This is a genomic window from Wolbachia endosymbiont (group B) of Parapoynx stratiotata (assembly GCF_947250635.1).
In the GTDB taxonomy this organism is placed as follows: Bacteria; Pseudomonadota; Alphaproteobacteria; order Rickettsiales; family Anaplasmataceae; genus Wolbachia.
This window is the reverse complement of record NZ_OX366335.1, coordinates 1,219,065-1,245,458: the sequence shown is the minus strand read 5'-3', so window position 1 is coordinate 1,245,458 and position 26,394 is coordinate 1,219,065. Positions and strand designations below refer to the sequence as shown.

Below are 26,394 nucleotides of genomic sequence, written 5' to 3'. Positions count from 1 at the left end.
TAGAAATTTATTTGAGCGATTTCTCGATTAAGTTGTTGAATTTGTTTGTGGATGTTGTAATGCAAATAAGATACCATCAACCTGACTGCCATATATTTTACAGTAACTCATTTGACTTATTTGCATATTTGTTTCTTTTGCAACATGCTGAATATAATCTTCTGAATGACGAAAATAATCTCCTTTGTTTACAAAGTCAATACCTTTACCTTCCTTTCTTCTTACTAAACATACAATAACCCCTTTTTTGTTTGTCAATCCTTTTGCTAGTTCCAATTCTGCTAGAAAATCATGTAGATAGTGTAGCACTTCAGCAAAGATAATTACATCATACTGCTGGTTCTTCTCTTGTTTAAGAAACTCTTTCATTTCTGTATGTATTAACTCATCGTAAACAGGTTTACCTTTTATAAGGCATCCTCTTGCAATATTGAGCATTCTATTTGAGATGTCAACTCCTGTTATGCGACTTCTAATATTACTTATTTTTAGGAAGTGACCACATATTCCAGTACCGCAACCAAGGTCGAGTATATTCAGTTTAGAAGTGGAGTTGTTAAAGACTTTTGTAATTATCATGTGTACGAGTTCATGCCCTCTGTATTGTTTGGCAATTAGCCAATGCTCAACAAAATATTCACCTGTGTAATCAAAATATTGTTTTATGAGATTTTCAGGCAATTCTACGATATCTGATGTGTTTGTTATTTTTTTTAAGTAGTAAGAAGCTTCTTTGTGACTACTATCTAATTTTAGCGTCTTTGTTAAATAATTATAAGCTCTATTAGTATTTCCTACTGCAAAATGACATCTTCCAATATTATACCAGATTATAGGTAAATTGGGGTAGAATATGCTAATTAACCAAAATCTTAACTTTGCATCTGATATATTACCTTTATAGAAGTGATATAACCCGATTTCAATGTTGGTATTTAACAGGTTTTTAGATTTTTCAAGAAACACTACAATTTCTTTATGGAGAGTATTGTATCTATCCATAATGAAATTTTTTACTTTTTTAATATTTAATAAGCCAGTGAGCTTAGATATACAATTTAAAGCAAAGTTTTTTATAAAAGATAGATTACTTTTCATACATTAGAAATACTCCAAATGTTCATTTTCATTTTTAGGTAACTAATTTTAACACATTTTATCTTACAAAATATCTTTTTCATTAATTTTTCTGTACATATCAATATGTCGAATATTTCTCAGATTGTACTGTTTAAGATTGCTGGTATATTGTTGTTGATAATAATAGGTAAATGTTTTGTGTAAAAAGGCGTTGACATATGATTTATCAGATTGTAACATATAAAAGATTAGTTTTTAGATGTTTGAAAAGTTTTATGGTAGAGATTATTTAATCTCAATTCAATTGTAAGTTAATATTTAACTCTGCATATTCTACATATAGTCAGATAAATAAATTATTAAGAGCACTTGATGGATGCCTTGGCGTTAAGAGGCGATGAAGGACGTGGCAGGCTGCGATAAGCTGTGGGAAATTGTCAACAAATTTTGATCCGCAGATTTCCGAATGGGGAAACCCAACTAGCTTAGCTAGTTATTATATACTAAGTATATAAAGCAAACTTGGTGAACTGAAATATCTAAGTAGCCAAAGGAAAAGAAATCAACCGAGATTCTGTTAGTAGTGACGAGCGAAAGCGGAAAAGGCTAGTGATTTAAAAATAAGAATTAGAATACTCTGGAAATGGTAACCATAGAAGGTGATAGTCCTGTATAAATAGAAAGTTTTTAAATCCTTGAGTAGGGCGGGGCACGTGAAATCCTGTTTGAATATGGGGGGACCATCCTCCAAGCCTAAATACTCCTTAACGACCGATAGTGAACAAGTACCGTGAGGGAAAGGTGAAAAGAACCCCGGGAGGGGAGTGAAATAGAATCTGAAATCAAGTGCTTACAAACAGTTGGAGCTCTATATCAATTTATTGATATTTAGAGTGACAGCGTACCTTTTGCATAATGGGTCAGCGAGTTAATCTATGAAGCAAGCTTAAGCCGGTAGGTGTAGGCGTAGCGAAAGCAAGTCTGAATAGGGCGTTTAGTTTTATGGATTAGACCCGAAACCAAGTGATCTAGTCATGACCAGATTGAAGGTATGGTAAAACATACTGAAGGATCGAACCAGTTAATGTTGCAACATTATTGGATGAGTTGTGATTAGGGGTGAAAGGCCAATCAAACTTGGAAATAGCTGGTTCTCCGCGAAATCTATTTAGGTAGAGCGTTGTATGTATGTTGTTGGGGGTAGAGCACTGGATAGACTAGGGGGATTCATCATCTTACCAAATCTAACCAAACTCCGAATACCAACAATTAATTATACAGCAGACACACTACGGGTGCTAAGTCCGTGGTGGAAAGGGAAACAGCCCAGATCACTATCTAAGGTCCCAAAATTACAGCTAAGTGGGGAAGGAAGTGGAAAAACCATTACAGCTAGGAGGTTGGCTTGGAAGCAGCCATCCTTTAAAGAAAGCGTAACAGCTCACTTGTCTAAATAAGTTTTTCTGCATCGAAAATGTACCGGGGCTAAAGCTGTATACCGAAGATGTGGGTGCTTATTAATTTCGATTAATAGGCGCGGTAGCGGAGCGTTCCGTAAGTCTGTGAAGGCGGTTTGTGAAAACTGCTGGAGATATCGGAAGTGAGAATGCTGACATAAGTAGCGTAAAAGAGTGTGAAAAACACTCTCACCAAAAATCTAAGGGTTCCTACGTTAAGTTAATCTGCGTAGGGTTAGTCGGTTCCTAAGGCGAGTCCGTAAAGGAGTAGTCGATGGCAATTAGGTTAATATTCCTAAACCTCTTAAGTGTGACGGGTTTTGTATTTGTATAGGTCTTATTGGATTGATCTATGCTTAAAAGAAGCTCCAGGAAATAGCACTTATATTTATGAGGCCGTACCGTAAACCGACACTGGTGGATGAGTAGAGTATACTAAGGTGTTGAAAGAATGATGTTGAAGGAACTCGGCAAATTATACCTGTAACTTCGGAAGAAGGGTAACCTGCTTTTAGGCAACTATGAGTAGGTGGCACAAAATAGGGAGTAGCGACTGTTTACTAAAAACACAGGACTCTGCAAACACGTAAGTGGAAGTATAGGGTCTGACGCCTGCCCGGTGCTGGAAGGTTAATAGGAGGGGTGCAAGCTCTGAATTGAAGCCCCAGTAAACGGCGGCCGTAACACTGACGGTCCTAAGGTAGCGAAATTCCTTGTCGGGTAAGTTCCGACCCGCACGAATGGCGTAACGATTTCTCCACTGTCTCCAACATCACTTCAGCGAAATTGAATTCCCCGTGCAGATGCGGGGTACCCGCGGTTAGACGAAGAGACCCCGTGCACCTTTACTATAGCTTTACATTGCTATTAAAAGTGTGATGTGCAGGATAGGTGGGAGACTTTGAAGTTATGGCGCTAGCTATAATGGAGTCAACCTTGAGATACCACCCTTTACACTTTTGATATCTAACTATGTTTCATTATCTGGAACTAGGACATTGTATGGTGGGTAGTTTGACTGGGGCGGTCGCCTCCTAAAAAGTAACGGAGGCGTGCGAAGGTAAGCTAGAGCTGGTCTGAAATCAGCTTGATAGTACAATGGCATAAGCTTGCCTGACTGCGAGGCTGACAAGCCAAGCAGAGACGAAAGTCGGTCATAGTGATCCGGTGATTCTGTATGGAAGGGTCATCGCTCAACGGATAAAAGGTACGCCGGGGATAACAGGCTGATGGTGTTCGAGAGTTCATATCGACGACACCGTTTGGCACCTCGATGTCGACTCATCACATCCTGGGGCTGGAGAAGGTCCCAAGGGTTCGGCTGTTCGCCGATTAAAGTGTTACGTGAGTTGGGTTTAGAACGTCGTGAGACAGTTCGGTTTCTATCTGCCGTGGGTGAAGGAAATTTGAGAAGATCTGACTCTAGTACGAGAGGACCGAGATGGATATACCTCTGGTGTACCAGCTGTTATGCCAATAGCATCGCTGGGTAGCTATGTATAGATGGGATAATTGCTGAAAGCATATAAGCAAGAAACCCTCTTCAAAAAGATTTCCCAATTAAGGCCGTGGAAGACTACCACGTTGATAGGCTAGGTGTGGAAGCATGGTAACATGTGAAGCTAACTAGTACTAATAGCCTGATTGATTTATTTCCTTTCTATATGTGCATATGCAGTGTTAAATATTAAATTGAAATTTGTTAAGTCAGAAATTTTTATTGACTTGGTGACTATAGCAAAAATGAACCACCCGATCTCATTTCGAACTCGGAAGTGAAACTTTTTAGCGCCGATGATACTTAAAAAGGGAAAGTAGGTCGTTGCCAAGCTTATAAAAATTTCTTTTTATCTATATCTGTTCAGTAGAGCGATGAAACAAGGTAAACATAGAGTAGCTGTGAGGTAATATAACTAATCTTTTAGAACTTTGCGAAAACTTTAAAATAAAAGTAGAAAATTTAAAAGTAGAATTTGTCACCTATTTGCAAATGAGGAGGAGAGATAGTAACATTTAACAAATCATCAAACAATTGATCTTCCGAAAATCAAACTTTATATAATTGAATATTAATTAAGTTGTTGGAGATGAGGAGAAAGAAGAAGTAGCAAACTACCAAAAAGCAGATACATTTGGTCCAATAGTTAGGTGATAATTGTAGCACTCAGTGGATTTTATAAAAATTCAAAACGTGAAAATTATAAGTGATGCTTTTAATGTGAATTGAAAGCGTATCAAATAGTGAATATAGAATTCCCTCAAAATGCAAAAAGGTGTATGAGCAAATCGAATAAGAAAAGTGAGGTTTTGCGCATCAACGTGTTATAATAAAGGTAAACTTGGTTAGTGCTGAAGCAATACTGCAAGTTTTAAAGGGAAAGAAGATTTAAAAGACAGTGTATGTTGCAATCGTAATAGTCGCTGACAGGTACTTTGAAACATAGCTGGACTATTGAAGTTAAAATTCTGGGCTGTTACTTAAAAAACGCATCCACTGAATTATTTATGCTAAAAAAAAGCTTTATTAAAAAATGAAACAGAAGTGTAAGAAAGTTGCAAAACGTATAAGGTATTACTTGAAGCTACCTATCTGAAGCAACTGGAGCTTTTCAAGTTGCGAAAAATATTTTAAAATCTGAAAGAATGGTGTGAAATTTTTTAAGTAAACCAGAAAGTATTCCACTATCGCGCTGAACAGCAAATTAGGCATTATATCATTTACTGTAAAAGCTCATATTTTACGTAATCAGAGCTAGGAATTTGAAAGGATAATTTCATTATACTTAACATGGAAACAAAGAGAACTATACAATCCCCTGCCTATCGTTTCTTGAACCACTCCCTTGAACGGGTACTTTTACTTTTATCAAACTATTCTCTTATTGTAATAAGTTGCTTCTATATTTAAATTTAGCAACTTCCCTCTAGGATTATCCTTATTTTGTTCTAAGTATTGGCTTTGTTCAAATGCCATTCCCCATTGTGTACGATAGCTAGACTTTCTATATTCATAAAAACTCTCTTCAGCATTATTTGTATCGAGCTTTTTATCTTCTTTTCTTATACTCTCTACCATCAAGCACCCACATCTATTAATTTATTTTAAAAAGTTTACTTATCTTATCATAAAAAATATATCTGTAAATACTTTAGTGAAAATTTCTTCTTATTTTATCTTTCTTTAAGCAAATATTGAGGTCTTTTTGTAAATTTTTATAGCCTGCTTGCATAATGTTTTTATGGGTTAGTATTATGTAATAGTATCCTACATTACTTATATTAGAAATGCTAACTTTAGCTAGCATTCGTAATTGCCTTTTTATTTTATTTCTTTTTGCTGCTTTTCCGACTTTTTTACTGATAGCCAGACCTACTCTAATAACATGAATATACTTTTCAGGTTCTCTTTCTTTTATAGCATATAGTGATATATATACCCCTCGATAAAAAAGACTGTCAGGTGCTAATCTGTTTTTAAAAGCAAAGGAAAACTCTTTTTTTTTATGCTTACTATGCGCATAATTTATTACACCCTAATGAGCGACGCTTATTAAGAATTTTTCTTCCAGCTTTTGTTGACATACGTGAACGAAATCCATGTTTGTGCTTTTTTTTTAAATTTTTTGGTTGAAATGTTCTTTTCATTGTTTTTATATTAATATAACTATTTATTTTAAATTATTTTTCTCTATTGTCAAATAATGGTCAACTTCTATGGCATTCTTATTGAATAAAATTTGATATATGGAAAAATGAATTTAATTATAGGCGTACCTGTTTTACTAATCCTTTTATTTTGTTTGAGTAAGTTTCAAGCAGTAAGTAAAGTTAAGTCTTATATATATTTGAGTTGTATGTGGATGCTACCTTGTTTGTTAGCATTCTATGATGGTTATTTTATAACTTCTATTTCTATAGCGTTACTTTTTTTTATGCTGATTTTTATCTTTAAAGTTAAAAGAAATAAGATGGTAAAATTTTTGTTATTTATGGCTTTAGCAATATCACTTTTTATCACTTTATTTATAATGCTATCTATTTTTATTCAGTCCATTTCTTTTTTTAATAAAGTAGCTATTTCAGAATTCTTATTTTGCTTAAAATGGAAGCATAATGTAGCTATTATTGGCGAAGGAGAGGTGGGATGTTTTGGTATAGCGCCACTTTTAGTGGGGACATTACTTATAACTATTGTAGCAATGTTAGTTGCGGTGCCGCTTGGTTTATTTTCTGCAATATATATTAGTGAGTATGCGAGTGAAAAAGTGCGTTATGTTATTAATACAGCCTTACAGGTTTTGTCTGCTATTCCTACTGTTGTATATGGATACTTCTCAGTTGTATTTTTGTCTTTTTTTATAAAGCAGGTAGCAAATTTTTTTAATTTAAGTATACACTCAGAAAGTGCTTTGATTGCTGGTTTATCGATTGGAATAATGATTCTTCCTTTTATTATTTCTTTGCTTGAAGATGCTATAAGATCTGTTCCAAAAAGTTTGCGTTATGGTTTTATGGCGCTTGGTGCAACTCCAGCCGAAACTATATGGCATATAACAATACCTTATGCAATGCCTACAATTTTAAGTGCAATTTTATTATCAATTTCAAGAGTGATAGGTGAAACAATGATTGTACTAATGGCTGTGGGAATCAATGCAAATTTGACCTTTAATCCTCTCAATTCAGTTACTACTATCACTGTACAAATTGCTACATTACTTACCGGAGATCAGGATTTCAATAGTGTGCAAACTCTTGCTGCTTATGCGCTTAGTTTGGTGCTGTTTGTTATTACTTGGCTATTAAATGCATTTGCACTATTTATAATGAAACGTAACTAGTAAGTGTTTTAATATTGCAAAATTTCTGTTAATAATATAGGATTTATTTTCTTTAGAAGTTCTTTTATAGAATTTAGTGTTAGGTGATGAAAGAGATGAGTACAGGTAAAGTAGTTAAAATAACTCAAGCAGTTGTTGATTTAAAATTTGAAGACGGGTTGCCTAAGATATTTAATGCTTTAAAAAGCAAACTAAAATGTAAGGGCAAGGAGCTAGTTTTAGAGGTTTCACAACATATAGGTGACAATGTAGTTCGTTGTATTGCTATGGATAGCACAGATGGTATGTCAAGAGGTGATGAGTTTGTTGATACAGGTGCACCAATATCAGTTCCGGTTGGACGCTCAACTTTAGGAAGGATTTTTAATGTTGTAGGAGAGCTTATAGATGAGTGTGGTCCGCTAAAAGGAAAGTATAATTTAGAACCTATACATAGATCACCTCCAAGTTTTACTGAGCAGAAGATACAGGAAGAAGTTTTAGTTACAGGAATAAAGGTTATAGATCTTCTTGCTCCTTATCTTAAAGGAGGAAAAATTGGCTTATTTGGTGGAGCTGGTGTTGGTAAAACAGTTCTGATAATGGAGCTGATTAACAACATAGCAAAAGCTCATAAAGGATTTTCTGTGTTTGCTGGAGTAGGAGAGAGAACGCGTGAAGGTAATGATCTTTATAACGAGATGATTACTTCGAATGTAATAGATATAAATGAGCACGAAAAATCTCAAGCCGTTTTGGTTTATGGTCAAATGAATGAACCTCCTGGAGCAAGGGCTAGGGTTGCTTTAACAGCACTAACTATGGCGGAGTATTTTCGTGATCATGAAAATCAAGATGTTCTATTTTTTGTAGATAATATCTTCCGTTTTACTCAAGCTGGCTCTGAAATTTCTGCTTTGCTTGGAAGAATACCGTCGGCTGTTGGTTATCAGCCAACTCTTGCGACTGATATGGGCGCTATGCAAGAGAGAATAGCCTCAACTACTGCTGGTTCTATTACTTCTGTACAGGCTATATATGTTCCTGCAGACGATTTGACCGATCCAGCTCCAGCAACTACATTCTCTCATCTTGATGCAACCACAGTGTTGTCAAGGCAGATAGCTGAAATGGGTATATATCCTGCTGTTGATCCACTTGACTCAACTTCTCAGTCTTTATCTGCTGAAATCATTGGTGAAGAGCATTATAATGTGGCTTCTGAAGTGAAACGTATATTGCAAACTTATAAGTCGCTGCAAGATATTATCGCAATACTTGGTATGGATGAACTATCTGATGAAGATAAAATTATTGTTGATAGAGCTCGTAAAATTCAGAAGTTTCTTTCTCAACCTTTTCATGTTGCGGAGGTATTTACTGGCATGTCTGGCAAATTTGTTTCACTTTCTGATACTATTTCTAGTTTTAAAGGAATTATTGAAGGTAAATATGATCACCTGCCAGAAGCTGCTTTTTATATGGTGGGAAGTATAAGTGAAGCAATAGAAAAGGCTGAATCAATAAAAGCTGAAGTTGGAGCCGGACATTAAAGATTATGAACACTTTTAAGGTGCAATTTTTTTCTCCTGATAATCGAATTTCATTCGATGAAGTGGTTTCGCTTTCAGTGAATGGGCTTGAAGGAGAGCTAGTGATTTTAGCTTACCATTCTCCTTACTTAATTTATTTATTGCCTGGTATAATTACTGCTCAAATGAGTAACCAGACAAAGGAAAAAGTTGTAATTGATAATGGTATATTAGAGGTTGCAAATAATAATTGTAGCATTATAACGAATCAAATTCAGGTTTTTGATCATTTGACTCATGATGAGGAATCATTAAAAGATAAGAGAGTTGGTATATATTTAAGTTATCTTGATGTCAAATCTCTTTAGGGGCTACTTGAATAAAGAAGCCGCTGGTCTCATGTGCATCTTTAAACATTTCCACGCTGACTTTGGCTACACACCTTTGAGGGACTGCTGATTAAGTCTAGAAGTGAATTACAGTGATCGCTATGAAATGCGCTATCAAGGCTTAAAGACCTAGATTTTTTTTCTGAATCATCAATTTCCTCTGTAAGCTGGTAAAACATTTTTGAATTATTATCAAAAACTTCCTTTTTATTAACAAGTACTTGATCAATTACTGGACTTAACAGTTCTACTTGGCTATTTAAGTATTGCACTGTACCGTTTAGCTCTTTTCTTTCTCCAGTTATTCTTTCAATTTCCAGAGCTTTATTTCCAATTATTTCTGTCAAGTGCTCATTACATTCTTCCAATTCTTTAATCTTTGTCAGTAATTGATTCTCTTTTGTTTCTTCTCTCTTCTGCGACAACTGTTGCTTATACTTCTTAATTTGCTCATCTTTAAGCTCTACCTCGTTCTTTAACCCTTCATATTCCTGCTTTAGCTGATCTACCTCTTGTTTATAAGATTCCAGATTTGTGTTGTACTTATCATCTAAGCGTAGAATTGTAAATTTTAAATTCTGTATATCTTTCCAATTTTCATTTAATATATCTTCTGCTTCCTCTTCCGCTTTTTTAAACTGTTTCAATTTATCTTCCAGTTTTTCATTTTTTGCATTAGCAATTGTTAACTTTTTCTCTAGATCTTTCTTTCCTTCATGTGCACTTTCAAGTTCTTGTATTTTCTCTTGCAGCTCTGTTGATATATTTTCTAGCTTCTCATCTTTTTGTGTTAGTCCAATTTGCAATTTTACGTTTTTTTGCTTTTCTTCTTCAAGTTTATTCTGTAAATCACTATTGCACTTTTCTAATTCTTCAATTTCTTGCTTAGCCTCCATGAGTTCCTGTTCTGATTTTTTTTGCTTTATTATGCAATTACTTAACAGCTGGTCTAATTCCTCTTGCAATTTTCTTACCTCACTTGTCAACTCTTCTTTTTCTACATTAGCAACTTCCAGCCTCTTCTTTAGATCTTCTTTTTCTTCTTCATACACTCTCTCAAGTTTTTGCGCTCTTTCTTGCAGCTCTGTTGACATATTTGCTAGTTTTTCATTTTTTTGTGTCAGTTCAGCTTGCAATTTTGCATTTTTTTGCTTTTCCTCTCCAAGTTCATTCTGTAAATCACTATTATGCTTTTCAAATTCTTGCTCAGCCTTGTCGAGCCTATATTTTAAATTCGTTAAGCGCTCATTCTCTTCGATCATTATACGTTCTGCTTGCTCGCTCTCTATCTGCAATGTATCTTCCAGTTTCTTATTTTTTACATTGGCAACTTCCAGCTTTTTCTTCAGGTCTTTCTTTTCTTCATATGCACCTTCAAGTTCTTGCGCTCTTTCTTGCAGCTCTGTTGACATATTTGCTAGTTTTTTATCTTTTTGTGTCAGTTCAGCTTGCAATTTTGCATTTTTTTGCTTTTCTTCTCCAAGTTCATTCTGTAAGTCACTATTGTGCTTTTCTAACTCTTCAAGTTCTTGTTCAGCCTTGTCGAACCTATATCGTAATTCGTTCCTCTGCTCATTTAATTCTCTAATTTCTTGCTCAGCTTTTGTAAGCTTTTGATCTAGTTGTTGTGAATTAACTTCTATTTGAGTTGCAATCTGCTGTGGATTAACCTCTGATACATTGTTGCTAGTGAAAGAGAGAATAGGATTGTTTTTAGCATCATTTTCAAGATCTTTCAGCTTTTCGTCTTGATTGATTACGATATGTTCGTTATTTTGCAGATTACTAACAGCCGGTGCAATGTTAGCATTTTTGTTCTTTTTCAATAATGCTTTTACAGCATCATGTAGAGAGAGGCCTTGAATATATAATTCCTCATTTTGTCTTATTAATTCCCAAAACTCCTCAGGTGGCGATTCAAAATCTTGACCATTAAATTGCAGTACTTCAGTTATACCAGAATTACTTACATTCATAACCATAGTACAGGTAAAAGTTTTCCCATCCTTGTCCTGCACAGGCCAAGTGCTTGTCATTTCATAATATGCACCCTCTTTAAATTCATAATGTCTTTCCTTACCTTTTCGGTAAGCGTATATGTCATGCTTTTTATCGCAATAGATATTCAATGTGCTAATATCCCTTTCTTGCTGTAAGATATCACTAATTCTTATTGGCTCACTTCTATTGTAATTAATAAGATTAATGTTTAACACTTTATCAGAATTGTTAGTTTCTACATAAAAAGCTCGAAGGTCTATGTCTTTGTCTCTAAAATACTTACTTACAGCTTTTTTTGCCTGATTTGCTAATTCTATAAAGTTTTTTTTAAAGCTCTTGTTGAAAGATAGATCTATATATGCTTGCTTAAAATTTTCATCATTTGTTAAATCCATGAGCAAGTCATAAACCTCCCATTTTTCCTGACAATGTTCTTCTAAAACAGTAATGCTATTTTTTCTTTTCAGCTCTGCTAATATGTTTTTCAATGTCGGGAAATTTGTTGACATAATATACCCCTTATTACTATTGTTCTGATAATATATTTACTTTAGGAGTGATTAACTCCTTTTATATTAACCTTTTTAGTTGAATTTAATTGCGAGCGTTAAACTCGAACTTAGTCATTTTGTTTATTGTTTCTCACTACCTATTTGTGTTACTATACTAATAGTAGCACTAAGTTTTAGGCTATGCAAGAATTTCTATTGAACGTAAAGCTAGTAAACTTCAGAAATTGGTTATGCTAATTTTGTTAATAAAATGCAACCAATTAAGGAAAGCGCTATACTGTTTCTCAGTGCAATATTTTCTTTCCTAACGGACTGAAAATTGAGTTAAAAATCCGATTTTATTTAATACTTTTCAAAGATGACAATATTTTGTAAAAATAGGTTTTTAATAGGACAATAATATGGAAATTTTTCTTGATAGTGTTGATTTGAATGAAATTAAGGAGCTAAAAGAGTTCATTGATGGTATAACAACAAATCCTTCTTTAATAGCAAAATCTGGACATAAAGATAAGTACGAAGATTTAGTAAGCGAAATATGTTCTATTATAAAAGGACCTGTTAGTGTTGAAGTTGTTGCAGATAGCCATGAAGATATGGTTAAGGAAGGCCTTAAGTTAGCGAAAATCGCTAGTAATATCGTAGTAAAGTTACCCCTTACACATGAAGGATTAATTTCTTGTAAAAAGTTGTGGACAGAACATAAAATACCTGCTAATATCACATTATGTTTTTCTCCTGGACAAGCACTGTTTGCCGCTAAGGCCGGTGCTTGTTTTATTTCTCCCTTTGTTGGTCGCCTTGATGATATAAGCTATGATGGCTTATCGCTAATAGAAGATATATGCACTATATATTCTAATTATAATTTTAAGACAAAAGTTCTTGTTGCATCAGTAAGAAGTCCAGCACATGTAATAGAAGCTGCACGGCTTGGTGCTCATTCAATTACTGTGCCAGCAAAAATACTTAGACAGTTAATTAATCATCCACTTACTGATCAAGGGCTCGCAATATTTGAAAAAGACTGGGGCGTAAAACAATAAATGACATTGCTAAAAAAGACATAAAAACACAATAATTTATATAAAAAGGACATAGGTACCATCTGTCCTTTAAAGACATGTAGGTCAATGATATGCGTAATTCAGTGTTTTAAACATGATAGTCCTCCACTAATAAAAAAGATTGAGAAAAATGTATACAGCTACGACCGAAGTATAGCTAAAATATATTTTAACTGAAGATTATAGATTAATTGAATTGAAAAGTCTGCAGACGAAGATAGATTCCGAGCTCTAGAACACCTTCACTGTGCATGATAACAAAACTATTAGAGTTTGTCAAGTAATTTTTTATCGTAATTTTACGAACGTGTCATTCCAGTTTTACGTACACAGCTGTACGAATATTGCAATACGGCATATAATAAACAATGTCATTCCAGTGCTTGACACTGGAATCTAGTTAAATTTATGACTATAAAAGTAATGTTAAAATGCAATGCTTCTAGTGATGATGGATCCCAGTGTCAAGCACTGGGATGACAAGAGAAGAAGCACTGGTTAGCCATGCATCTAAAAATTTATAAACAAAAGATTACACTTCACAACTTTGTGATGGAATAAGTTTTTCAATGCTGTTGACGCAAAACTCAGTTGTATTATTAGCTATTTCATCGAATTTATCATTTATATCCTTACCTATTTTTTCATCTTTAATATATTCATACAGAGCTAAAATAGCTATAGTTGAACATATTGCGATGAAACCAACTTTTGCTGTAATAAGTAATGATATCCCACCTGCAAGTATGGACACTGCTCCAATAGCTAGGTTTATAATTTTATTTTGTGTTGATTGATTCTCTTTATCCTCTAAAACGTTTGATATTGCTTTTGAGGCAATTTTTATTGCTATTGCTGTAGTTGAGATTATAACAAACATCATAGCTATTTTTGCTAAGAGAAAAATTGATGGTAGCATTATTACAAGAAACAGTGAAGCACCTCCTATAAATAACCATTTCTCATTTATTTTTTTAGACTGATCTGTATTATTAGGCATTGCAACCCTCCACTTTCATTAACAGTTTATTCATATAATATGAAACATGCGATAGTCAAGATGTTTTTGTGTGGAGAAGCTTGCGATTGAGTTTTGAAGAGCTTTAGCTTTACAAGATGGTAGATTTGGTGATTATCGTAAGATTCTTGCAGTCATTTTAGTGGGAAGAATTTGTAAAATATTAAAAAATAACCGCCAGAAAATTGGAAACGCTATAACTTTCTTTCCTTTAAATATACTTTTTAAAATATATGCTGCAGCTTTTTCTGGCTCCCATATGAAGGGAAGTGGTTTATTAGACTTAAACATATCTGTTTTTACTGGCCCTGGCATTATGGTGATAAACTTTGTGCTACTGTTAGCATATTGGATTTTTAGTGATTGAAAACAACTTTTTAGTGCTGCTTTGCTGGCACAGTATGCAGAAGCATGTGGTGTTGCATGCATAGCAACAAGAGAAGATATAACCGCAAAAGTTGCCAAGGAATTATGATGAATCCATTCTTCAATCCAGTTGATAACGCCAAAATAATTGGTTTCAAATGTTTTTCTATGAATGTTGGTATGAAACTTATCTTCTATTTCGCCACATCCTGCATTAAGAAAAAAGAGATTTGGTATAATATTTTGCTTTTTTAAAAAATCAGACGAGTTTTTAATATTTTCACTTTTGCTTACATCACATGTTATAGGTAAAAAATTACTACCTAATTCTTCTTTTAATTTTTCCAGTTTTTCAGTGCGCCTTGCAATGCCAACCACAAACCATCCATCTTTAATGAGCAACCGTGCTAGACTTTCTCCAATGCCAGATGATGCTCCTGTAATGAGACAAGTTTTTCTATCCATGTGAATTTACATAACGTGAAGTATGAATGTAATGACTATTGCCTATTCACACAAGTTAAGTTTGCTATAATTTTGCTAAATAATAAAAAAAGAAAGCTACTTATAATTTTGAATTTTATATAAACTTAAAGGGAAGTTTAGTATTTGCTTACTTGTAATTTAAAATTCTTATATAATATTTTAAATGAGTTGAGAGAATTAAATGCAGGATGCAGCTTTAGTTTTACAAGATGGCAAGTGCTTTTTGGGAAAATCGGTAGGTAAAAGAGGCAAATGTATAGGTGAAGTTTGTTTTACCACTGGTATGACAGGTTATCAGCATACTATAACAGATCCTTCTTTTGCTGATCAAATAATAGCGTTCACTTTTCCTCATATTGGTAATGTTGGAATAAATCACAAAGATAATGAAGGAGAAAAAGTTTTTGCAAGTGGTGTGGTTATGCGTGAACTTTCTCCTATGTCTCACTCTTCTTCATATATTAGTTTAAATGATTGGTTGGAGAAAAATAATGTAGTTGGGATATCGGGAATTGATACTAGAGCTTTGACGAGATATTTGAGAAAACATGGATCTCAAAATGGAATGATATGTCCGTCAAGTGAGGCACATATATTAGATGAATTGAAGAAATACAAATCTGTAAATGGAATAGAAATAACTAAGAAAGTCAGTTTAAGTAATAACTTTCAAAGCGCTCTTAATGCAAAATATAGGATTGTAATTGTTGATTTCGGTATAAAAAATAGTATAATCTCACGCTTAGTAGAACTTGATTGTACGGTTGAATTAGTCAAACCAGATACAGGTTTTGCTCACAAAATATTAAGCATGAATCCAGATGGTATAGTGCTTTCAAATGGCCCTGGTGATCCACAAGAGATAGGAGAGAGTGTAATTTCAGAAATAGAAATTATTGTGAAATCTAAAATACCAGTTTTTGGCATATGCCTGGGCCATCAATTACTTGCAGTTACTTTGGGAGCAAAGACTGTCAAGATGGATATTGGTCATCGAGGGAGTAATCATCCAGTTTATGATCTGGAGAGTAAAAAAGTTGAGATAACTAGCCAAAATCATGGTTTTGTTGTTGATTCAGCTTCTCTTCCAAGTAACGTTGAAGTTACTCATATTTCTCTATTTGATAATAGTGTAGAGGGGATAATGATGAAGGATTACCCAGTCTTTTCTACTCAATATCATCCAGAAGAAGCGCCAGGTACACATGATTCACATTACTTATTTGGGCGTTTTATTGACAATATTTTGTTATATAAAAGTAAAATCTAACTGAAATCAGTTAGATTAGCTTTTATTACTTGATCTTTTGGATTTGGATGTTTAATATTAGGAATAATAAAACTTAAGTTAAGGTAGTGTTCTCTTAACAGATTTTTGTGGAGGAGTGACCGAGTGGTTAAAGGTAACAGACTGTAAATCTGTCCGCATTGCGTACGTAGGTTCGAATCCTACCTCCTCCATTGTGCGGGTATAGCTCAATGGTAGAGCTCTAGCCTTCCAAGCTAGTGACGTGGGTTCGATTCCCACTACCCGCTCTTTTTTTGTTGTATTTATATAAAATCAACATATTATTTATTGATGTATTTGTATTTTAGGTAGAAGAGTTAAAATTATGACAGCGATAGTAGAAGCATTTGGAAAGCCGCATGTAAACGTGGGAACGATAGGACATGTGGATCATGGGAAGACAACGTTAACAGCGGCGATAACAAAGCATTATGGTAATTTTGTAGCATATGATCAAATAGATAAAGCGCCAGAAGAAAGAAAGAGAGGTATAACAATAGCAACAGCGCATGTTGAATATCAAACAGAAAAGAGACACTATGCACACGTTGATTGCCCTGGACATGCTGATTATGTAAAGAATATGATAGTAGGTGCAGCACAGATGGATGCAGCGATATTGGTAGTCTCAGGGGTTGATGGGCCGATGCCACAAACGAGAGAGCATATATTGCTGGCAAAACAGGTGGGTGTTGGATATATCGTGGTATATATAAATAAAGCTGATGTTGCTGATGCTGATATGATAGATTTGGTGGAAATGGAAGTGAGAGAGTTGCTGAGTAAGTATAAATTTCCAGGTGATGAAGTGCCTGTGATAGTTGGGTCTGCGTTAAAAGCATTAGAGGATGATAGTAGTGAGTATGGAAAGAAATCAATAGATAAATTGATGGAGAAGTTAGATGAGTATGTGGTAGCACCTGAAAGGCCTATAGATTTGCCGTTTTTATTGCCAATAGAAGATGTATTTTCAATATCGGGCCGAGGAACGGTAGTAACAGGAAGAATAGAGAAGGGGGAGATAAAGACAGGGGATGAGATAGAGATAATAGGTCTGAAAGCGACGCAAAAGACGATATGTACTGGTGTTGAGATGTTTAAGAAGTTGCTAGATAAGGGAAGTGCAGGACTCAATGTAGGAATACTACTAAGAGGAACAAAGAGAGAAGAAGTGGAGAGAGGGCAAGTATTGGCAAAACCAGGGACAATAACCCCGCATAAGAAATTTAATGCGGAGGTGTATATATTGAAGAAAGAAGAAGGAGGAAGGCATACACCATTTTTTGGAAATTATCAGCCACAGTTTTATTTAAGGACAACGGATGTAACTGGGAGCATAAAATTGCTAGATGGAAAGGAGATGGTAATGCCAGGGGACAATGTAAGTATAGAAGTGGAGTTGAAAGTACCAATAGCAATGGATAAAGGATTACGTTTTGCGATAAGAGAAGGTGGTAGAACTGTTGGTTCTGGCGTTGTTTCGGAAATTTTAGAATGAGTATAATAACTAAGATGAAGCAAGATATATATATTAAAATCAAAGCTTTCGATTGTTCCTTGCTGGAAAAGTGTATTCGCGAGTTTATTGATCAATTAAAGCAGTTTAATGCAGATTTATCTGGTCCGATTGCGTTGCCAAGAAAAGATTCTAAATTTATTGTTAATAGATCTCCTCACGTTGATAAAAAATCTCGTGAACAGTTTGAAATGAGAATTTCTAAGCGTTTAATTGTCTTGCATGATCTTACTCCTACTATGATGCAGGTGCTTACAGGTTTGTCTTTTTCTGCTGGTGTAGAAGTGGATTTAAAAGTCAAGAAAGTGAAGGTTTAGGAGCGGGAAATGAAGAGAATAAATTTGCTGAGGAGACTTGGTTTGTTAATGACGAATATTGGTCATACTGCTATATATTCTGATAATAGTCGCATGGCTGTAACCTTATTGCATCTCAGCGAAACTTATATTATCGATATAAAAGGACAAGATGAATGTGGCTACAATTCAGTCATTTTAGGCACGGGGGATTTAAAAAAAATAGCAAAACCTCAGTTGGAATATTTAAAGAAAAAGGGTATAAATAGTAAATGTAAATTATACGAAAGTAGATTAACTGATCTATTCGGAATAGAATGTGGTAAAAAGGTGGGGGTTAATCATTTTGTAGTTGGTCAATATCTTGACATTACGGGTTATTCTTTAGGTAAAGGGTTTGCTGGTGTGATGAAGCGGCATAACTTCAGTGGGCTTAGGGCATCTCATGGCGTTTCTATTGCTCATAGATCACAAGGTTCTACTGGTCAATGTCAAGATCCTGGTAGAGTATTCAAGGGGAAGAAAATGGCTGGTCATTTAGGTAATAGCAGAGTAACTGTACAGAATATGAAAATATTATCCATTGATTATGAAAATAGCATAATTGCTGTAAAGGGTAATAATGTTCCTGGGTTTAAAAACTCTTATGTTTTTGTGAGAGATGCAGTTAAAAAGCCTTTACATAAAGATGTTCCTTTTCCAGCAGGTCTGCTGTTGAATATGAGTGATGATGCTAATAATTTGGTGAGTTAGTTATGGAATGTGAATTAGTTGATCTATCTAATAATAATGTAGGTAGTGTTGAGCTTAATCCCTTGATATTTTCTGCCAAGCAAAAATTGAGTATTTTGCATGATATAGTGAGATGGCAATTAGCAAAGAGAAGAGTTGGTGCTCATAAAACAAAGGGTATCAGTAATGTTTCTGGTACAACAGCTAAGCCGTATGGTCAAAAACGTACCGGTAGGGCTAGACAGGGGAGCTTGCGATCTCCTCAGTTTAGAGGTGGTGGAATTATTTTTGGTCCTGTTGTGAGGAGTCATGCTTATTCTCTTAATAAAAAACTACGTAAATTTGGTTTGAAAATTGCTTTATCTCTAAAATATTTAAATAATCAAGTTATTGTTCTTGATAGTTTAAATGTTGATGTGAAGAAAACATCTAAAATGTGTGAATATATTAAAAATTTTAAATTTTCTTCTTTTTTAATAGTTGGTGATTATGGAGATGATTTGTTACGTGCTGCTAAAAATTTGCATTATGTAGATTTAATCAAACCTATTGGGTTAAATGTTTTTGATATATTGAATCATGAATGCGTGATGTTAACAAAAGACACTTTAAAGCATCTTGAAGGTAGATTGTTATGATTAAATATAATAATATAATAAAATCTCCTGTAATCACAGAAAAGGCTTCTCTTTTAAGAGAGAAGTTTAATAAATACTCTTTGTATGTTTTTGTAAATGTAAATAAGCGTCAAATAAAATCGGCAATAGAGTCTTTATTTAATGTCAGAACTTCTTCTATAAATGTTATTAGAGTTAAACCTAAATGTAGACGTTTCAGGGGTGTGATTGGTTGTAAAAAACAGAGAAAAAAGGTTTATTTTTCTTTGATAGATGGTCAAAAATTAGATATAATGAGCGTTTAATATGGGTATGAAATTTTTTAATCCTGTTACTCCGTCTTCTCGTGGGACTATATTAATAAGTAAAATTGGTTTATCAAAAGATAAGCCGGAGAAGTCTCTTGTATTTGGTAAGAAATCCAGTGGTGGAAGAAATAATCATGGTAGAATTACAACTCGTCACAGGGGTGGTGGTCACAAGAAGAAGTATAGAGTTATAGATTTTAAACGTAACAGAAGTGATCAAGGTATAGTTGAGAAAATAGAGTATGATCCAAATAGAAGTGGGTTTTTAGCATTAATATCATATAAGGAAGATGATATTAAATCTTATATATTAGCTCCTCAAGGTATGAAGCCTGGTGATGTTGTGACAGCTGGAGATGATGCTGATATTCTGCCAGGTAATTGTTTGTTGTTGAAATATATACCTGTTGGTTCTTTTGTTCATAACGTTGAATTGAAGCCAGGTGGTGGTGCTGTAATTGCTAGAGCTGCGGGTTGTTGTGCGCAAATTGTTGGTCGTGATGGTCAATATGTTTTATTGCGGCTTAGATCTGGTCAAGTTAGGTTGATTTTATCTTCTTGTAAAGCTACTATTGGTGTAGTGTCTAATCTTGATCATAAGAATAGAAAGCTGGGTAAGGCTGGGAGAAGTAGGTGGCTTGGAATTAGACCTGCTGTGCGTGGAGTTGCAATGAATCCGATTGATCACCCTCATGGAGGTGGAGAGGGAAAAACTTCTGGCGGTCGTCATCCTGTTACTCCTTGGGGTGTTGCAACAAAAGGAAAGAAAACTAGGAAAAAAAATAAATCTAGTGATAAGTATATAAAAAAATTGAAAGGTTAATTTATGAGTAGATCTGTATGGAAACCACCTTTTTTACATTCATCTGTACTAAGATTAGTTCAGAGGGCTTCAAAAGAGGGTTCTATTAATAAGGTGATAAAAATTCATTCCAGGGCTTCTGTAATTCTTCCTAATTGTTTGGGTTTAAAGTTTGCTGTTTATAATGGTAAAGATTACATTCCTGTTAGTGTTGATAATCAGAATATGATAGGTCATAAATTTGGTGAATTTTCACCTACTCGTAAATTTACTGGGCACGGTGGTGATAAAAAGGCAACAAGAAGATAGGTAATTGATATGAAAAATAGGGATATAATAGTTGAGGCTGGTTCTAGGGTTTTAAGATCGACTCCTCGCAAATTGAATTTGGTTGCTGATTTAGTACGTAATAAAAAAGTTTCTTTTGCTAATGTACAATTAAGATTTTGTGAAAAAAAAGCTGCTAGTTTTATAATGAAGGTGTTGAATTCTGCAATTGCTAATGCTCAAAATAATTATGGATTGAACATTGATAATTTATATATAAAGGAAATTTTAATAGGTAAGTCCCTTACTTTGCGTAGAGTATATCCAAAAGCTATGGGTAGGGCTAATAGAATGAGTAAATTTTATAGTAATATTACTATAAAATTGAAAGAAATTGTATGATTTATAGAAATGGAAAGTTAATAGGGAAAGTGTAAAAATATGGGACAGAAGGTTAATCCTAAAGTATTTAGATTACGAGTAAATAGTAATACCTGGGATTCTGTTTGGTTTGCTACAGACGATTATAAACAGAAATTGCATCACGATCTATTTATTCGCAGTTATATAAATGAATCCTTTAAGCATGCTGGTATTTCTAAAGTAATTGTAGAGCGTAAAGTTAATTTAGTGTCTGTAATAATACATTCTTCTAAGCCTGGAGTTATAATAGGTAAGAAAGGTTTAGATGTTGAGAAGATAAAGCAAAAAATAGCTAAAAAAGTAGAAAGTAGTGTCGAAGTGAATGTAGTAGGAGTTAAAAAGTCTGAAATAGATGCAGTTTTAATATCAAGGAGTATTACACATCAGCTAGAAAAAAGGATTTCATGTAGAAGAGCGATGAAAAAAGCTATTCAAAATTGTTTGAAGATGGGTGCTGAGGGTATTAAAGTAAGTTGCTCTGGGCGTCTTGGCGGAGCTGAAATAGCTCGTACTGAATGGTACAAAGAAGGTCGTTTGCCTTTACACACTTTGCGTGCTAATATAGATTATGCTTTTTGTGAAGCGAAGACTATATGTGGTATTATAGGAGTTAAAGTTTGGGTTTATGTTGGTAGTTAAGGTATATTGAAATGTTTGTTCCCAAAAAGAGTAAATATAAAAAGGTATTTAAGGGGAGAATCAAGGGTAATGCTAAGGGTGGTAGCACGCTGTCTTTTGGAGATTATGGATTAAAAGCTATGGAAGTAGGTAAGGTTCAGTCTAAGCATATTGAAACTGCAAGGCGCGTAATATCTAGAACGTTAAAACGCTCTGGTAAAGTGTGGATAAGAATTTTTCCTGATACCCCGGTTAGTAAAAAGCCGGCAGATGTACGTATGGGTAAAGGGAAAGGTAGTGTTGAATTTTGGGTGTTTAAAGCTAAGCCTGGCAGGGTTTTGTTTGAAATTAGCAGTGATGTTCCCATGCATTTAGCAAGGTTGGCACTTGAAAAGGCGACTGCCAAGCTTCCTATGAAGTGTAAATTTATATCTAATCATAATTGAATGGAGTTGCAATGGATATAGTTGAAATTGAATCAAAATCTTCAAAAGAATTGCATGAAGTTCTTGTGAGTTTTAGGAAAGAATTTGTTAATTTGGCTTTTCAAAAAAAGCTGGGCCAGTGCAACAATTTTTCGCGTTTTAGCTTAATAAGAAAGAGCATAGCTCGTAGTCTAACTGTATTAAATAGAAGAAAGAGAGAGGGGAAAAATGCCTAAGAAGGTTTTTTGTGGTGTCGTAACTAATGCTGAGTCTGATAAGACTGTAAAGGTTTCGGTGTTACAAGTGTATAAGGATAGGCTGTATAAAAAAGTTATTAAAAAATACAAGAAGTATACAGCACATGATGAGAATAATAGTTGCAAAAAGGGAGATAGGGTTTTAATAAAGGAACATAAGCCTATTTCTGTTACTAAAAAATGGGTTGTTATCAATAGCTAAAAAGGAATAGGTATTTATATGATTCAAAAAAATACATTGTTAGAAGTAGCTGATAATTCTGGTGCGCGTGCAGTGCTTTGTATTGGCTTGTTAGGTGGTAGGAAATCTGCATCTGTAGGTGATACGATTATTATATCTACTAAGTCCATTAACCCAAAAGGTAAAGTTGAAAAAGGAAAAGTGTATAAAGCAGTTGTTGTTAGAGTAAAAAATAGTGTTAAGAAATCTGATGGTTCTGTAATTCGTTTTTCTAGCAATGCTGTGGTTTTAATTAATGATCAAGGTGAACCACTTGGCACTCGGGTGTTTGGTCCAGTAAAAAAGTTATTATCTGGTTCTTTTATGAAAATAATGTCATTAGCTGATGAGGTTTTATAATGAGTGCTAAAATAAAAAGTGGTGATGATATTATAGTTTTAACTGGTAAAGATAAGAGAAAAATTGGTAAGGTAATCAAAGTTATAATACGTGATGCTAAAAAGAAAGTAGTTGTTTCTGGCGTAAATGTGTGTAAGAGACATACTAAACCAAGAGCTGGTAGTGGTGGTGGTATATTGAATAAAGAGTTAGCTATTGATGTATCCAATGTTGCAATATTGGATCCTAAGTGTAAAACTCCAACTAAAGTAGGATTTAAGATTATAGATGGTAGAAAAGTGCGTTTTGCAAAAGTTTCTGGAGAAGTGATAGATTAGGTTGATATGTTTAAACAATTGTATAAAGATAATATAGTAAAATCCTTAAAGGATAAGTTTAATTACGGCAATGTAATGCAAGTGCCTAAACTTGTCAAGGTGTGTATCAATATGGGCGTTGGAGATGCTGCTACGGACAATAAAGCGATAAATGAGCCATTTGATAATCTACATTTGATTGCTGGGCAAAAGCCTGTGTTAACCTTTGCGAAAAAATCTATTTCTGGTTTCAAAATTAGAAAAGGTGCAACTGTAGGTTGTAAAGTGACTTTGCGTAGAAATAAAATGTATGAATTCTTAGAAAGATTAATATATATTGCTTTGCCAAGGGAAAAAGATTTTAGAGGGTTTAGTGTGAAGCAATTTGATGGTCATGGTAATTTTTCCCTTGGTATCAAGGAGCATATATCATTTTTAGAAATAGACTATGATAAAATAAGTAAAATTAGAGGTATGGATATTAATATTATAACAAGTGCAGTTAGTGATAAGGAAGCAAAGGAATTATTACTGGCTCTTAAATTCCCTTTTTTTGATAATTGAGAGAAAATATATATGGCAAAAAAATCCATGATACAGAAGAATCTTCGTAGAATAAAGTTATGCGATCAGTATAGTAAGAGAAGGGAAGAATTAAAATCTATAATGAATAATAAGGATTTATCTATTGCAAAAAGGTTTGCAGCTCAAAGTAAGCTGATTAAAAAATTGCCTAGAGATTCTTCTAAAATCAGAATTAGGAATAGATGCGCTTTAACTGGTAGGCCGAGAGGAGTATATAGAAAATTTGGTTTATGTAGGATTGTTTTACGTGATTTGTGTTCTTTTGGACAAGTTCCAGGGGTTACAAAATCTAGTTGGTAAATGTGATATAAGGAGTGTAATAGTGTCGTTATCTGATGGTATTGGTGATTTTTTAACAAGAATACGTAATGCTCAATTGGCAATGCATAGGGAAACAAGAGTCCTATTCTCTAAAGTGAATTCTTCTATATTGAAGATCTTAAAAGAGGAAGGGTATATTCTTAATTATGAAAAGCAAGAGAGAGGTAGTATCCCTTCGCTTGTTGTGCAGTTGAAGTATTATGATAAATCACCTGTGATTAATGATATAGCTAGGGTATCAAAGCCCGGTTGTCGTTATTATTCTAAGTGTAAGGACATTTCTAAAGCATATAATGGTCTTGGAATTTTTATTATATCTACACCGAAAGGAGTGATGACCGATTATAATGCACGTAGATTAAAAGTTGGTGGAGAAGTTTTGTGTCGTGTATTTTAAATGATAGGAGAAATGTATGTCTCGTATAGGTGCCGCACCTATCAATATTCCTGCTGATCTTTCAGTTGAATATAATGATGGTAGGGTATTAATAAGAAGTGTTAGGGCAGAAAAAGAGCTGAACTTGTGTAGTGGCATTCTGTGTCAGATAGTTGATAATCAATTGTTACTTTCTGTTGATCAAGGCAGGGATGATTATGATAAAATAAAATCTATATGGGGCACTTATAGAAGTAATATTAATAACATGATTAACGGTATGGTTAATGATTTTTCTGTTGATCTTGAGATTAATGGTGTGGGGTATAAAGCAGAATGTGATGATAAGTATTTGACTTTATATCTTGGTTATAGTCATAATATTAAGTATAAAGTGCCTAAAGACGTTGAGATTAAGTGTATAAAGCCAACTCATTTAGTGATTCGCGGTATGGATAAGCAAAAAGTCTATATGGTGGCTTCTGATATATGCAAAATTAGAAAATATGATCCTTATAAAGGTAAGGGTATTGTAATAAAAGGCAAATTTATGCTGCGTAAGATTGTAAATAAAAAGAAGTAATTAAAATGAAAAGATTGTATAATTTTTTAAGTAGCTATGAAAAAAGGAAACTTCGTAATAGAGCGAAGCTCGATAAGAGCTCTGGACGTTTACGTATATCCGTATTTAAGTCTAATAAACATTTTTACGTTCAGTTGATTAACGATGCAAAAGGAATAACCCTAGCTTCTGCTTCTACTTTGGATGATAAAATTAGGAATGTATGTAAAGGTAGGGTCAATGCTGAAACTATAAAACAGGTTTCTTCTTTAGTGATTGAGCGTCTGCCTAGTACAAAATTGCAGCAGCGGTTCGTCTTTGATCGGGGAGCATATAAGTATACAGGATTGATTTCTCAATTTGCTGAGGCTTTAAGAAGCTCTGGATTTAAATTTTAGAAGGTTTTAAATATGGCTGTAAAGAATTTACAAAATAATAATGATTTATCAGAACTTTTGGTTTCAGTGCGAAGGGTAACAACGGTTACTAAAGGTGGTAGAAGATTTTCATTTTCAACTTTGGTTGTTGTTGGTGATGGTAAGGGTAGGGTAGGATGTGGAATAGGTAAACACGCAGAGGTTGCTGAAGCAAGAGTGAAAGCTGTAAATGCTGCAAAGAAGTCGATGATTAGGGTGTACTTACGTGAAGGTAGAACTTTACATCATGATATTAAAGCTAAATTTTGTTCTGGTGAGATAGTTTTAAGAGCTGCAAGAACTGGAACAGGTATTATTGCTGGTGGAGCAATGAGGTCGGTTTTTGAGGTATTAGGTATAAAGGATGTGGTAGCTAAGTCTACTAGATCAAATGATCCCCATAATATTATATGTGCAGTATTTAAGGCTTTTGATGTTATGTTATCTCCTCGCCAAGTGGCAGGTAAGAGGGGTAAAAAGATTAGTGAGATAGTTGGAAATAGGTAAAGTATGAATGATGCTGTAAAATTAAATTCTGTGTTTACCAAATTATCTAAGAAAAAGAAGCCTAAATTATTAGGTAGAGGTATTGGTTGTGGTAAAGGTAAAACATCCGGTAGGGGTCATAAAGGGCAAAAAGCGAGAAGTGGCGTTTCTATAAATGGTTTTGAAGGTGGACAGCAGTCTATATATACTCGTTTACCTAAAAGAGGTTTTAAGCCTATACGCAAAAACTTATACTCTATATTTAATGTTGGTGATGTACAGTGCTTAATGGAAGCTAAAAAAATAGTCAAGGATTCTATCATAGATAAGGAGCTACTGCATAAATTAGGTTTTATCAGATCTGTTAAAAGTAAAATCAAACTTCTTAATAAGGGTAAATTAAGCGAAAAATTTGTGTTTCATGTTGATTTTGCATCAGAAGCTGCAAAAAGATCTGTAGCTTCAGTTGGTGGTAGTGTAGAAATACTATCGTAA

33 protein-coding genes, 2 tRNA genes, 2 rRNA genes and 1 pseudogene are annotated in these 26,394 nt (G+C 34.1%); 31 read left to right on the top strand and 7 right to left on the bottom strand.

What is annotated here, in order from left to right; translation table 11 throughout:
* Positions 1-27: 27 nt before the first annotated feature.
* Positions 28-1,098 (bottom strand): methyltransferase domain-containing protein, encoded by a 1,071-nt coding sequence (locus OOT12_RS05760; RefSeq protein WP_264374614.1) that lies wholly within the window; start codon positions 1,096-1,098, stop codon positions 28-30.
* Between the two features lie 331 nt (positions 1,099-1,429).
* Between OOT12_RS05760 and OOT12_RS05755 the strand changes: the two genes are divergently transcribed.
* The 3 genes and pseudogenes from OOT12_RS05755 to OOT12_RS07395 all read left to right on the top strand — a co-directional run.
* Positions 1,430-4,194, top strand: a 23S ribosomal RNA gene (locus OOT12_RS05755).
* Between the two features lie 67 nt (positions 4,195-4,261).
* Positions 4,262-4,368: ribosomal RNA gene (gene rrf, locus OOT12_RS05750) — 5S ribosomal RNA — on the top strand.
* A 191-nt stretch (positions 4,369-4,559) separates the two neighbouring features.
* Positions 4,560-5,371 (top strand): annotated as a pseudogene (locus OOT12_RS07395) (IS66 family transposase); the annotation flags it as partial.
* Positions 5,372-5,403: 32 nt separating this feature from the next.
* Here the strand turns inward: OOT12_RS07395 and OOT12_RS05745 are convergent.
* The 3 genes from OOT12_RS05745 to rpmH all read right to left on the bottom strand — a co-directional run bounded on the left by OOT12_RS05745 (position 5,404) and on the right by rpmH (position 6,182).
* A complete protein-coding gene (locus OOT12_RS05745) occupies positions 5,404-5,613 on the bottom strand; it encodes a hypothetical protein (protein WP_264374615.1) in 210 nt (69 codons plus the stop codon).
* 73 nt (positions 5,614-5,686) lie between these two features.
* Complete coding sequence (rnpA, locus tag OOT12_RS05740; protein WP_080589533.1) at positions 5,687-6,064, bottom strand: ribonuclease P protein component; 378 nt, start codon at positions 6,062-6,064, stop codon at positions 5,687-5,689.
* On the bottom strand, positions 6,048-6,182 hold the full coding sequence (rpmH, locus tag OOT12_RS05735) for a 50S ribosomal protein L34 (protein WP_010404613.1): 135 nt from the start codon (positions 6,180-6,182) through the stop codon (positions 6,048-6,050). The genes rnpA and rpmH overlap by 17 nt, the downstream gene beginning before the upstream one ends.
* 107 nt (positions 6,183-6,289) lie before the next feature.
* Here rpmH and pstC point away from each other — a divergent pair, with 107 nt between their 5' ends.
* The 3 genes from pstC to OOT12_RS05720 all read left to right on the top strand — a co-directional run bounded on the left by pstC (position 6,290) and on the right by OOT12_RS05720 (position 9,257).
* On the top strand, positions 6,290-7,378 hold the full coding sequence (gene pstC / locus OOT12_RS05730; RefSeq protein WP_264374616.1) for a phosphate ABC transporter permease subunit PstC: 1,089 nt from the start codon (positions 6,290-6,292) through the stop codon (positions 7,376-7,378).
* 95 nt (positions 7,379-7,473) lie between these two features.
* Entirely contained in the window at positions 7,474-8,910 is a 1,437-nt protein-coding gene (gene atpD / locus OOT12_RS05725; protein ID WP_264374808.1) for a F0F1 ATP synthase subunit beta, read from the top strand.
* 5 nt (positions 8,911-8,915) lie between these two features.
* Positions 8,916-9,257, top strand: coding sequence for a F0F1 ATP synthase subunit epsilon (locus tag OOT12_RS05720; RefSeq protein ID WP_012482002.1), 342 nt, complete (start codon positions 8,916-8,918; stop codon positions 9,255-9,257).
* A 41-nt stretch (positions 9,258-9,298) separates the two neighbouring features.
* On the opposite strand, the gene OOT12_RS05715 is transcribed toward OOT12_RS05720, so the two are convergent.
* Entirely contained in the window at positions 9,299-11,788 is a 2,490-nt protein-coding gene (locus tag OOT12_RS05715; protein WP_264374617.1) for a hypothetical protein, read from the bottom strand.
* Between the two features lie 404 nt (positions 11,789-12,192).
* On the opposite strand from OOT12_RS05715, the gene fsa reads away from it, so the two are divergent.
* Positions 12,193-12,837: a fructose-6-phosphate aldolase gene (gene fsa, locus OOT12_RS05710; protein ID WP_007302527.1), complete on the top strand. Its 645-nt coding sequence runs from the start codon at positions 12,193-12,195 to the stop codon at positions 12,835-12,837.
* A 553-nt stretch (positions 12,838-13,390) separates the two neighbouring features.
* On the opposite strand, the gene OOT12_RS05705 is transcribed toward fsa, so the two are convergent.
* Together OOT12_RS05705 and OOT12_RS05700 are read right to left on the bottom strand one after the other, a co-directional pair.
* Positions 13,391-13,858, bottom strand: coding sequence for a hypothetical protein (locus OOT12_RS05705; RefSeq protein ID WP_010407187.1), 468 nt, complete (start codon positions 13,856-13,858; stop codon positions 13,391-13,393).
* A gap of 132 nt (positions 13,859-13,990) precedes the next feature.
* Positions 13,991-14,707, bottom strand: a complete 717-nt coding sequence (locus OOT12_RS05700; RefSeq protein ID WP_264374618.1) for an SDR family NAD(P)-dependent oxidoreductase — start codon at positions 14,705-14,707, stop codon at positions 13,991-13,993.
* Between the two features lie 202 nt (positions 14,708-14,909).
* Between OOT12_RS05700 and carA the strand changes: the two genes are divergently transcribed.
* The 24 genes from carA to rplO all read left to right on the top strand — a co-directional run bounded on the left by carA (position 14,910) and on the right by rplO (position 26,394).
* Positions 14,910-15,998 carry a glutamine-hydrolyzing carbamoyl-phosphate synthase small subunit gene (carA, locus tag OOT12_RS05695; RefSeq protein ID WP_010407192.1) on the top strand — a complete coding sequence of 363 codons (1,089 nt, stop codon included), beginning with the start codon at positions 14,910-14,912 and terminating at the stop codon, positions 15,996-15,998.
* 109 nt (positions 15,999-16,107) lie between these two features.
* Positions 16,108-16,189: transfer RNA gene (locus tag OOT12_RS05690), tRNA-Tyr, on the top strand.
* A gap of 4 nt (positions 16,190-16,193) precedes the next feature.
* Positions 16,194-16,264 (top strand) — tRNA-Gly (locus OOT12_RS05685).
* Between the two features lie 77 nt (positions 16,265-16,341).
* Positions 16,342-17,514 (top strand): elongation factor Tu, encoded by a 1,173-nt coding sequence (gene tuf / locus OOT12_RS05680; protein WP_264374619.1) that lies wholly within the window; start codon positions 16,342-16,344, stop codon positions 17,512-17,514.
* A gap of 14 nt (positions 17,515-17,528) precedes the next feature.
* Positions 17,529-17,849 carry a 30S ribosomal protein S10 gene (gene rpsJ, locus OOT12_RS05675; RefSeq protein WP_264374809.1) on the top strand — a complete coding sequence of 107 codons (321 nt, stop codon included), beginning with the start codon at positions 17,529-17,531 and terminating at the stop codon, positions 17,847-17,849.
* 9 nt (positions 17,850-17,858) lie between these two features.
* Positions 17,859-18,581, top strand: a complete 723-nt coding sequence (gene rplC, locus OOT12_RS05670; RefSeq protein WP_264376497.1) for a 50S ribosomal protein L3 — start codon at positions 17,859-17,861, stop codon at positions 18,579-18,581.
* Between the two features lie 2 nt (positions 18,582-18,583).
* A complete protein-coding gene (rplD, locus tag OOT12_RS05665) occupies positions 18,584-19,198 on the top strand; it encodes a 50S ribosomal protein L4 (protein ID WP_264685250.1) in 615 nt (204 codons plus the stop codon).
* Positions 19,195-19,482, top strand: coding sequence for a 50S ribosomal protein L23 (locus OOT12_RS05660; protein WP_264374622.1), 288 nt, complete (start codon positions 19,195-19,197; stop codon positions 19,480-19,482). The genes rplD and OOT12_RS05660 overlap by 4 nt, the downstream gene beginning before the upstream one ends.
* Before the next feature lies 1 nt (position 19,483).
* Positions 19,484-20,308 (top strand): 50S ribosomal protein L2, encoded by an 825-nt coding sequence (rplB, locus tag OOT12_RS05655; protein ID WP_264374623.1) that lies wholly within the window; start codon positions 19,484-19,486, stop codon positions 20,306-20,308.
* Positions 20,309-20,311: 3 nt separating this feature from the next.
* The gene (gene rpsS / locus OOT12_RS05650; protein ID WP_264374624.1) at positions 20,312-20,596 is read left to right on the top strand and encodes a 30S ribosomal protein S19; all 285 of its coding nucleotides are present in this window, start codon (positions 20,312-20,314) and stop codon (positions 20,594-20,596) included.
* Positions 20,597-20,605: 9 nt separating this feature from the next.
* Positions 20,606-20,956, top strand: a complete 351-nt coding sequence (rplV, locus tag OOT12_RS05645) for a 50S ribosomal protein L22 (protein ID WP_264374625.1) — start codon at positions 20,606-20,608, stop codon at positions 20,954-20,956.
* 39 nt (positions 20,957-20,995) lie between these two features.
* Complete coding sequence (gene rpsC / locus OOT12_RS05640) at positions 20,996-21,616, top strand: 30S ribosomal protein S3 (protein ID WP_264374626.1); 621 nt, start codon at positions 20,996-20,998, stop codon at positions 21,614-21,616.
* A gap of 11 nt (positions 21,617-21,627) precedes the next feature.
* On the top strand, positions 21,628-22,041 hold the full coding sequence (gene rplP, locus OOT12_RS05635) for a 50S ribosomal protein L16 (protein WP_006012233.1): 414 nt from the start codon (positions 21,628-21,630) through the stop codon (positions 22,039-22,041).
* Positions 22,042-22,052: 11 nt separating this feature from the next.
* Positions 22,053-22,256 carry a 50S ribosomal protein L29 gene (gene rpmC, locus OOT12_RS05630; protein ID WP_264374627.1) on the top strand — a complete coding sequence of 68 codons (204 nt, stop codon included), beginning with the start codon at positions 22,053-22,055 and terminating at the stop codon, positions 22,254-22,256.
* A complete protein-coding gene (gene rpsQ / locus OOT12_RS05625; protein ID WP_264374628.1) occupies positions 22,249-22,479 on the top strand; it encodes a 30S ribosomal protein S17 in 231 nt (76 codons plus the stop codon). The genes rpmC and rpsQ overlap by 8 nt, the downstream gene beginning before the upstream one ends.
* Before the next feature lie 18 nt (positions 22,480-22,497).
* Entirely contained in the window at positions 22,498-22,857 is a 360-nt protein-coding gene (gene rplN, locus OOT12_RS05620; RefSeq protein WP_007302542.1) for a 50S ribosomal protein L14, read from the top strand.
* Complete coding sequence (gene rplX / locus OOT12_RS05615) at positions 22,857-23,174, top strand: 50S ribosomal protein L24 (RefSeq protein WP_010404700.1); 318 nt, start codon at positions 22,857-22,859, stop codon at positions 23,172-23,174. Before rplN ends, rplX begins: the two co-directional genes overlap by 1 nt.
* A 6-nt stretch (positions 23,175-23,180) precedes the next feature.
* Positions 23,181-23,717, top strand: a complete 537-nt coding sequence (rplE, locus tag OOT12_RS05610; protein ID WP_264374629.1) for a 50S ribosomal protein L5 — start codon at positions 23,181-23,183, stop codon at positions 23,715-23,717.
* Between the two features lie 12 nt (positions 23,718-23,729).
* Complete coding sequence (gene rpsN / locus OOT12_RS05605; RefSeq protein WP_264374630.1) at positions 23,730-24,038, top strand: 30S ribosomal protein S14; 309 nt, start codon at positions 23,730-23,732, stop codon at positions 24,036-24,038.
* A gap of 22 nt (positions 24,039-24,060) precedes the next feature.
* A complete protein-coding gene (gene rpsH, locus OOT12_RS05600; RefSeq protein ID WP_264374631.1) occupies positions 24,061-24,456 on the top strand; it encodes a 30S ribosomal protein S8 in 396 nt (131 codons plus the stop codon).
* Between the two features lie 16 nt (positions 24,457-24,472).
* A complete protein-coding gene (gene rplF, locus OOT12_RS05595) occupies positions 24,473-25,018 on the top strand; it encodes a 50S ribosomal protein L6 (RefSeq protein WP_264374632.1) in 546 nt (181 codons plus the stop codon).
* Between the two features lie 5 nt (positions 25,019-25,023).
* Positions 25,024-25,395, top strand: a complete 372-nt coding sequence (rplR, locus tag OOT12_RS05590; RefSeq protein WP_264374633.1) for a 50S ribosomal protein L18 — start codon at positions 25,024-25,026, stop codon at positions 25,393-25,395.
* Positions 25,396-25,407: 12 nt separating this feature from the next.
* A complete protein-coding gene (gene rpsE, locus OOT12_RS05585) occupies positions 25,408-25,920 on the top strand; it encodes a 30S ribosomal protein S5 (RefSeq protein WP_010404712.1) in 513 nt (170 codons plus the stop codon).
* A gap of 3 nt (positions 25,921-25,923) precedes the next feature.
* Positions 25,924-26,394: a 50S ribosomal protein L15 gene (rplO, locus tag OOT12_RS05580; RefSeq protein WP_006012263.1), complete on the top strand. Its 471-nt coding sequence runs from the start codon at positions 25,924-25,926 to the stop codon at positions 26,392-26,394.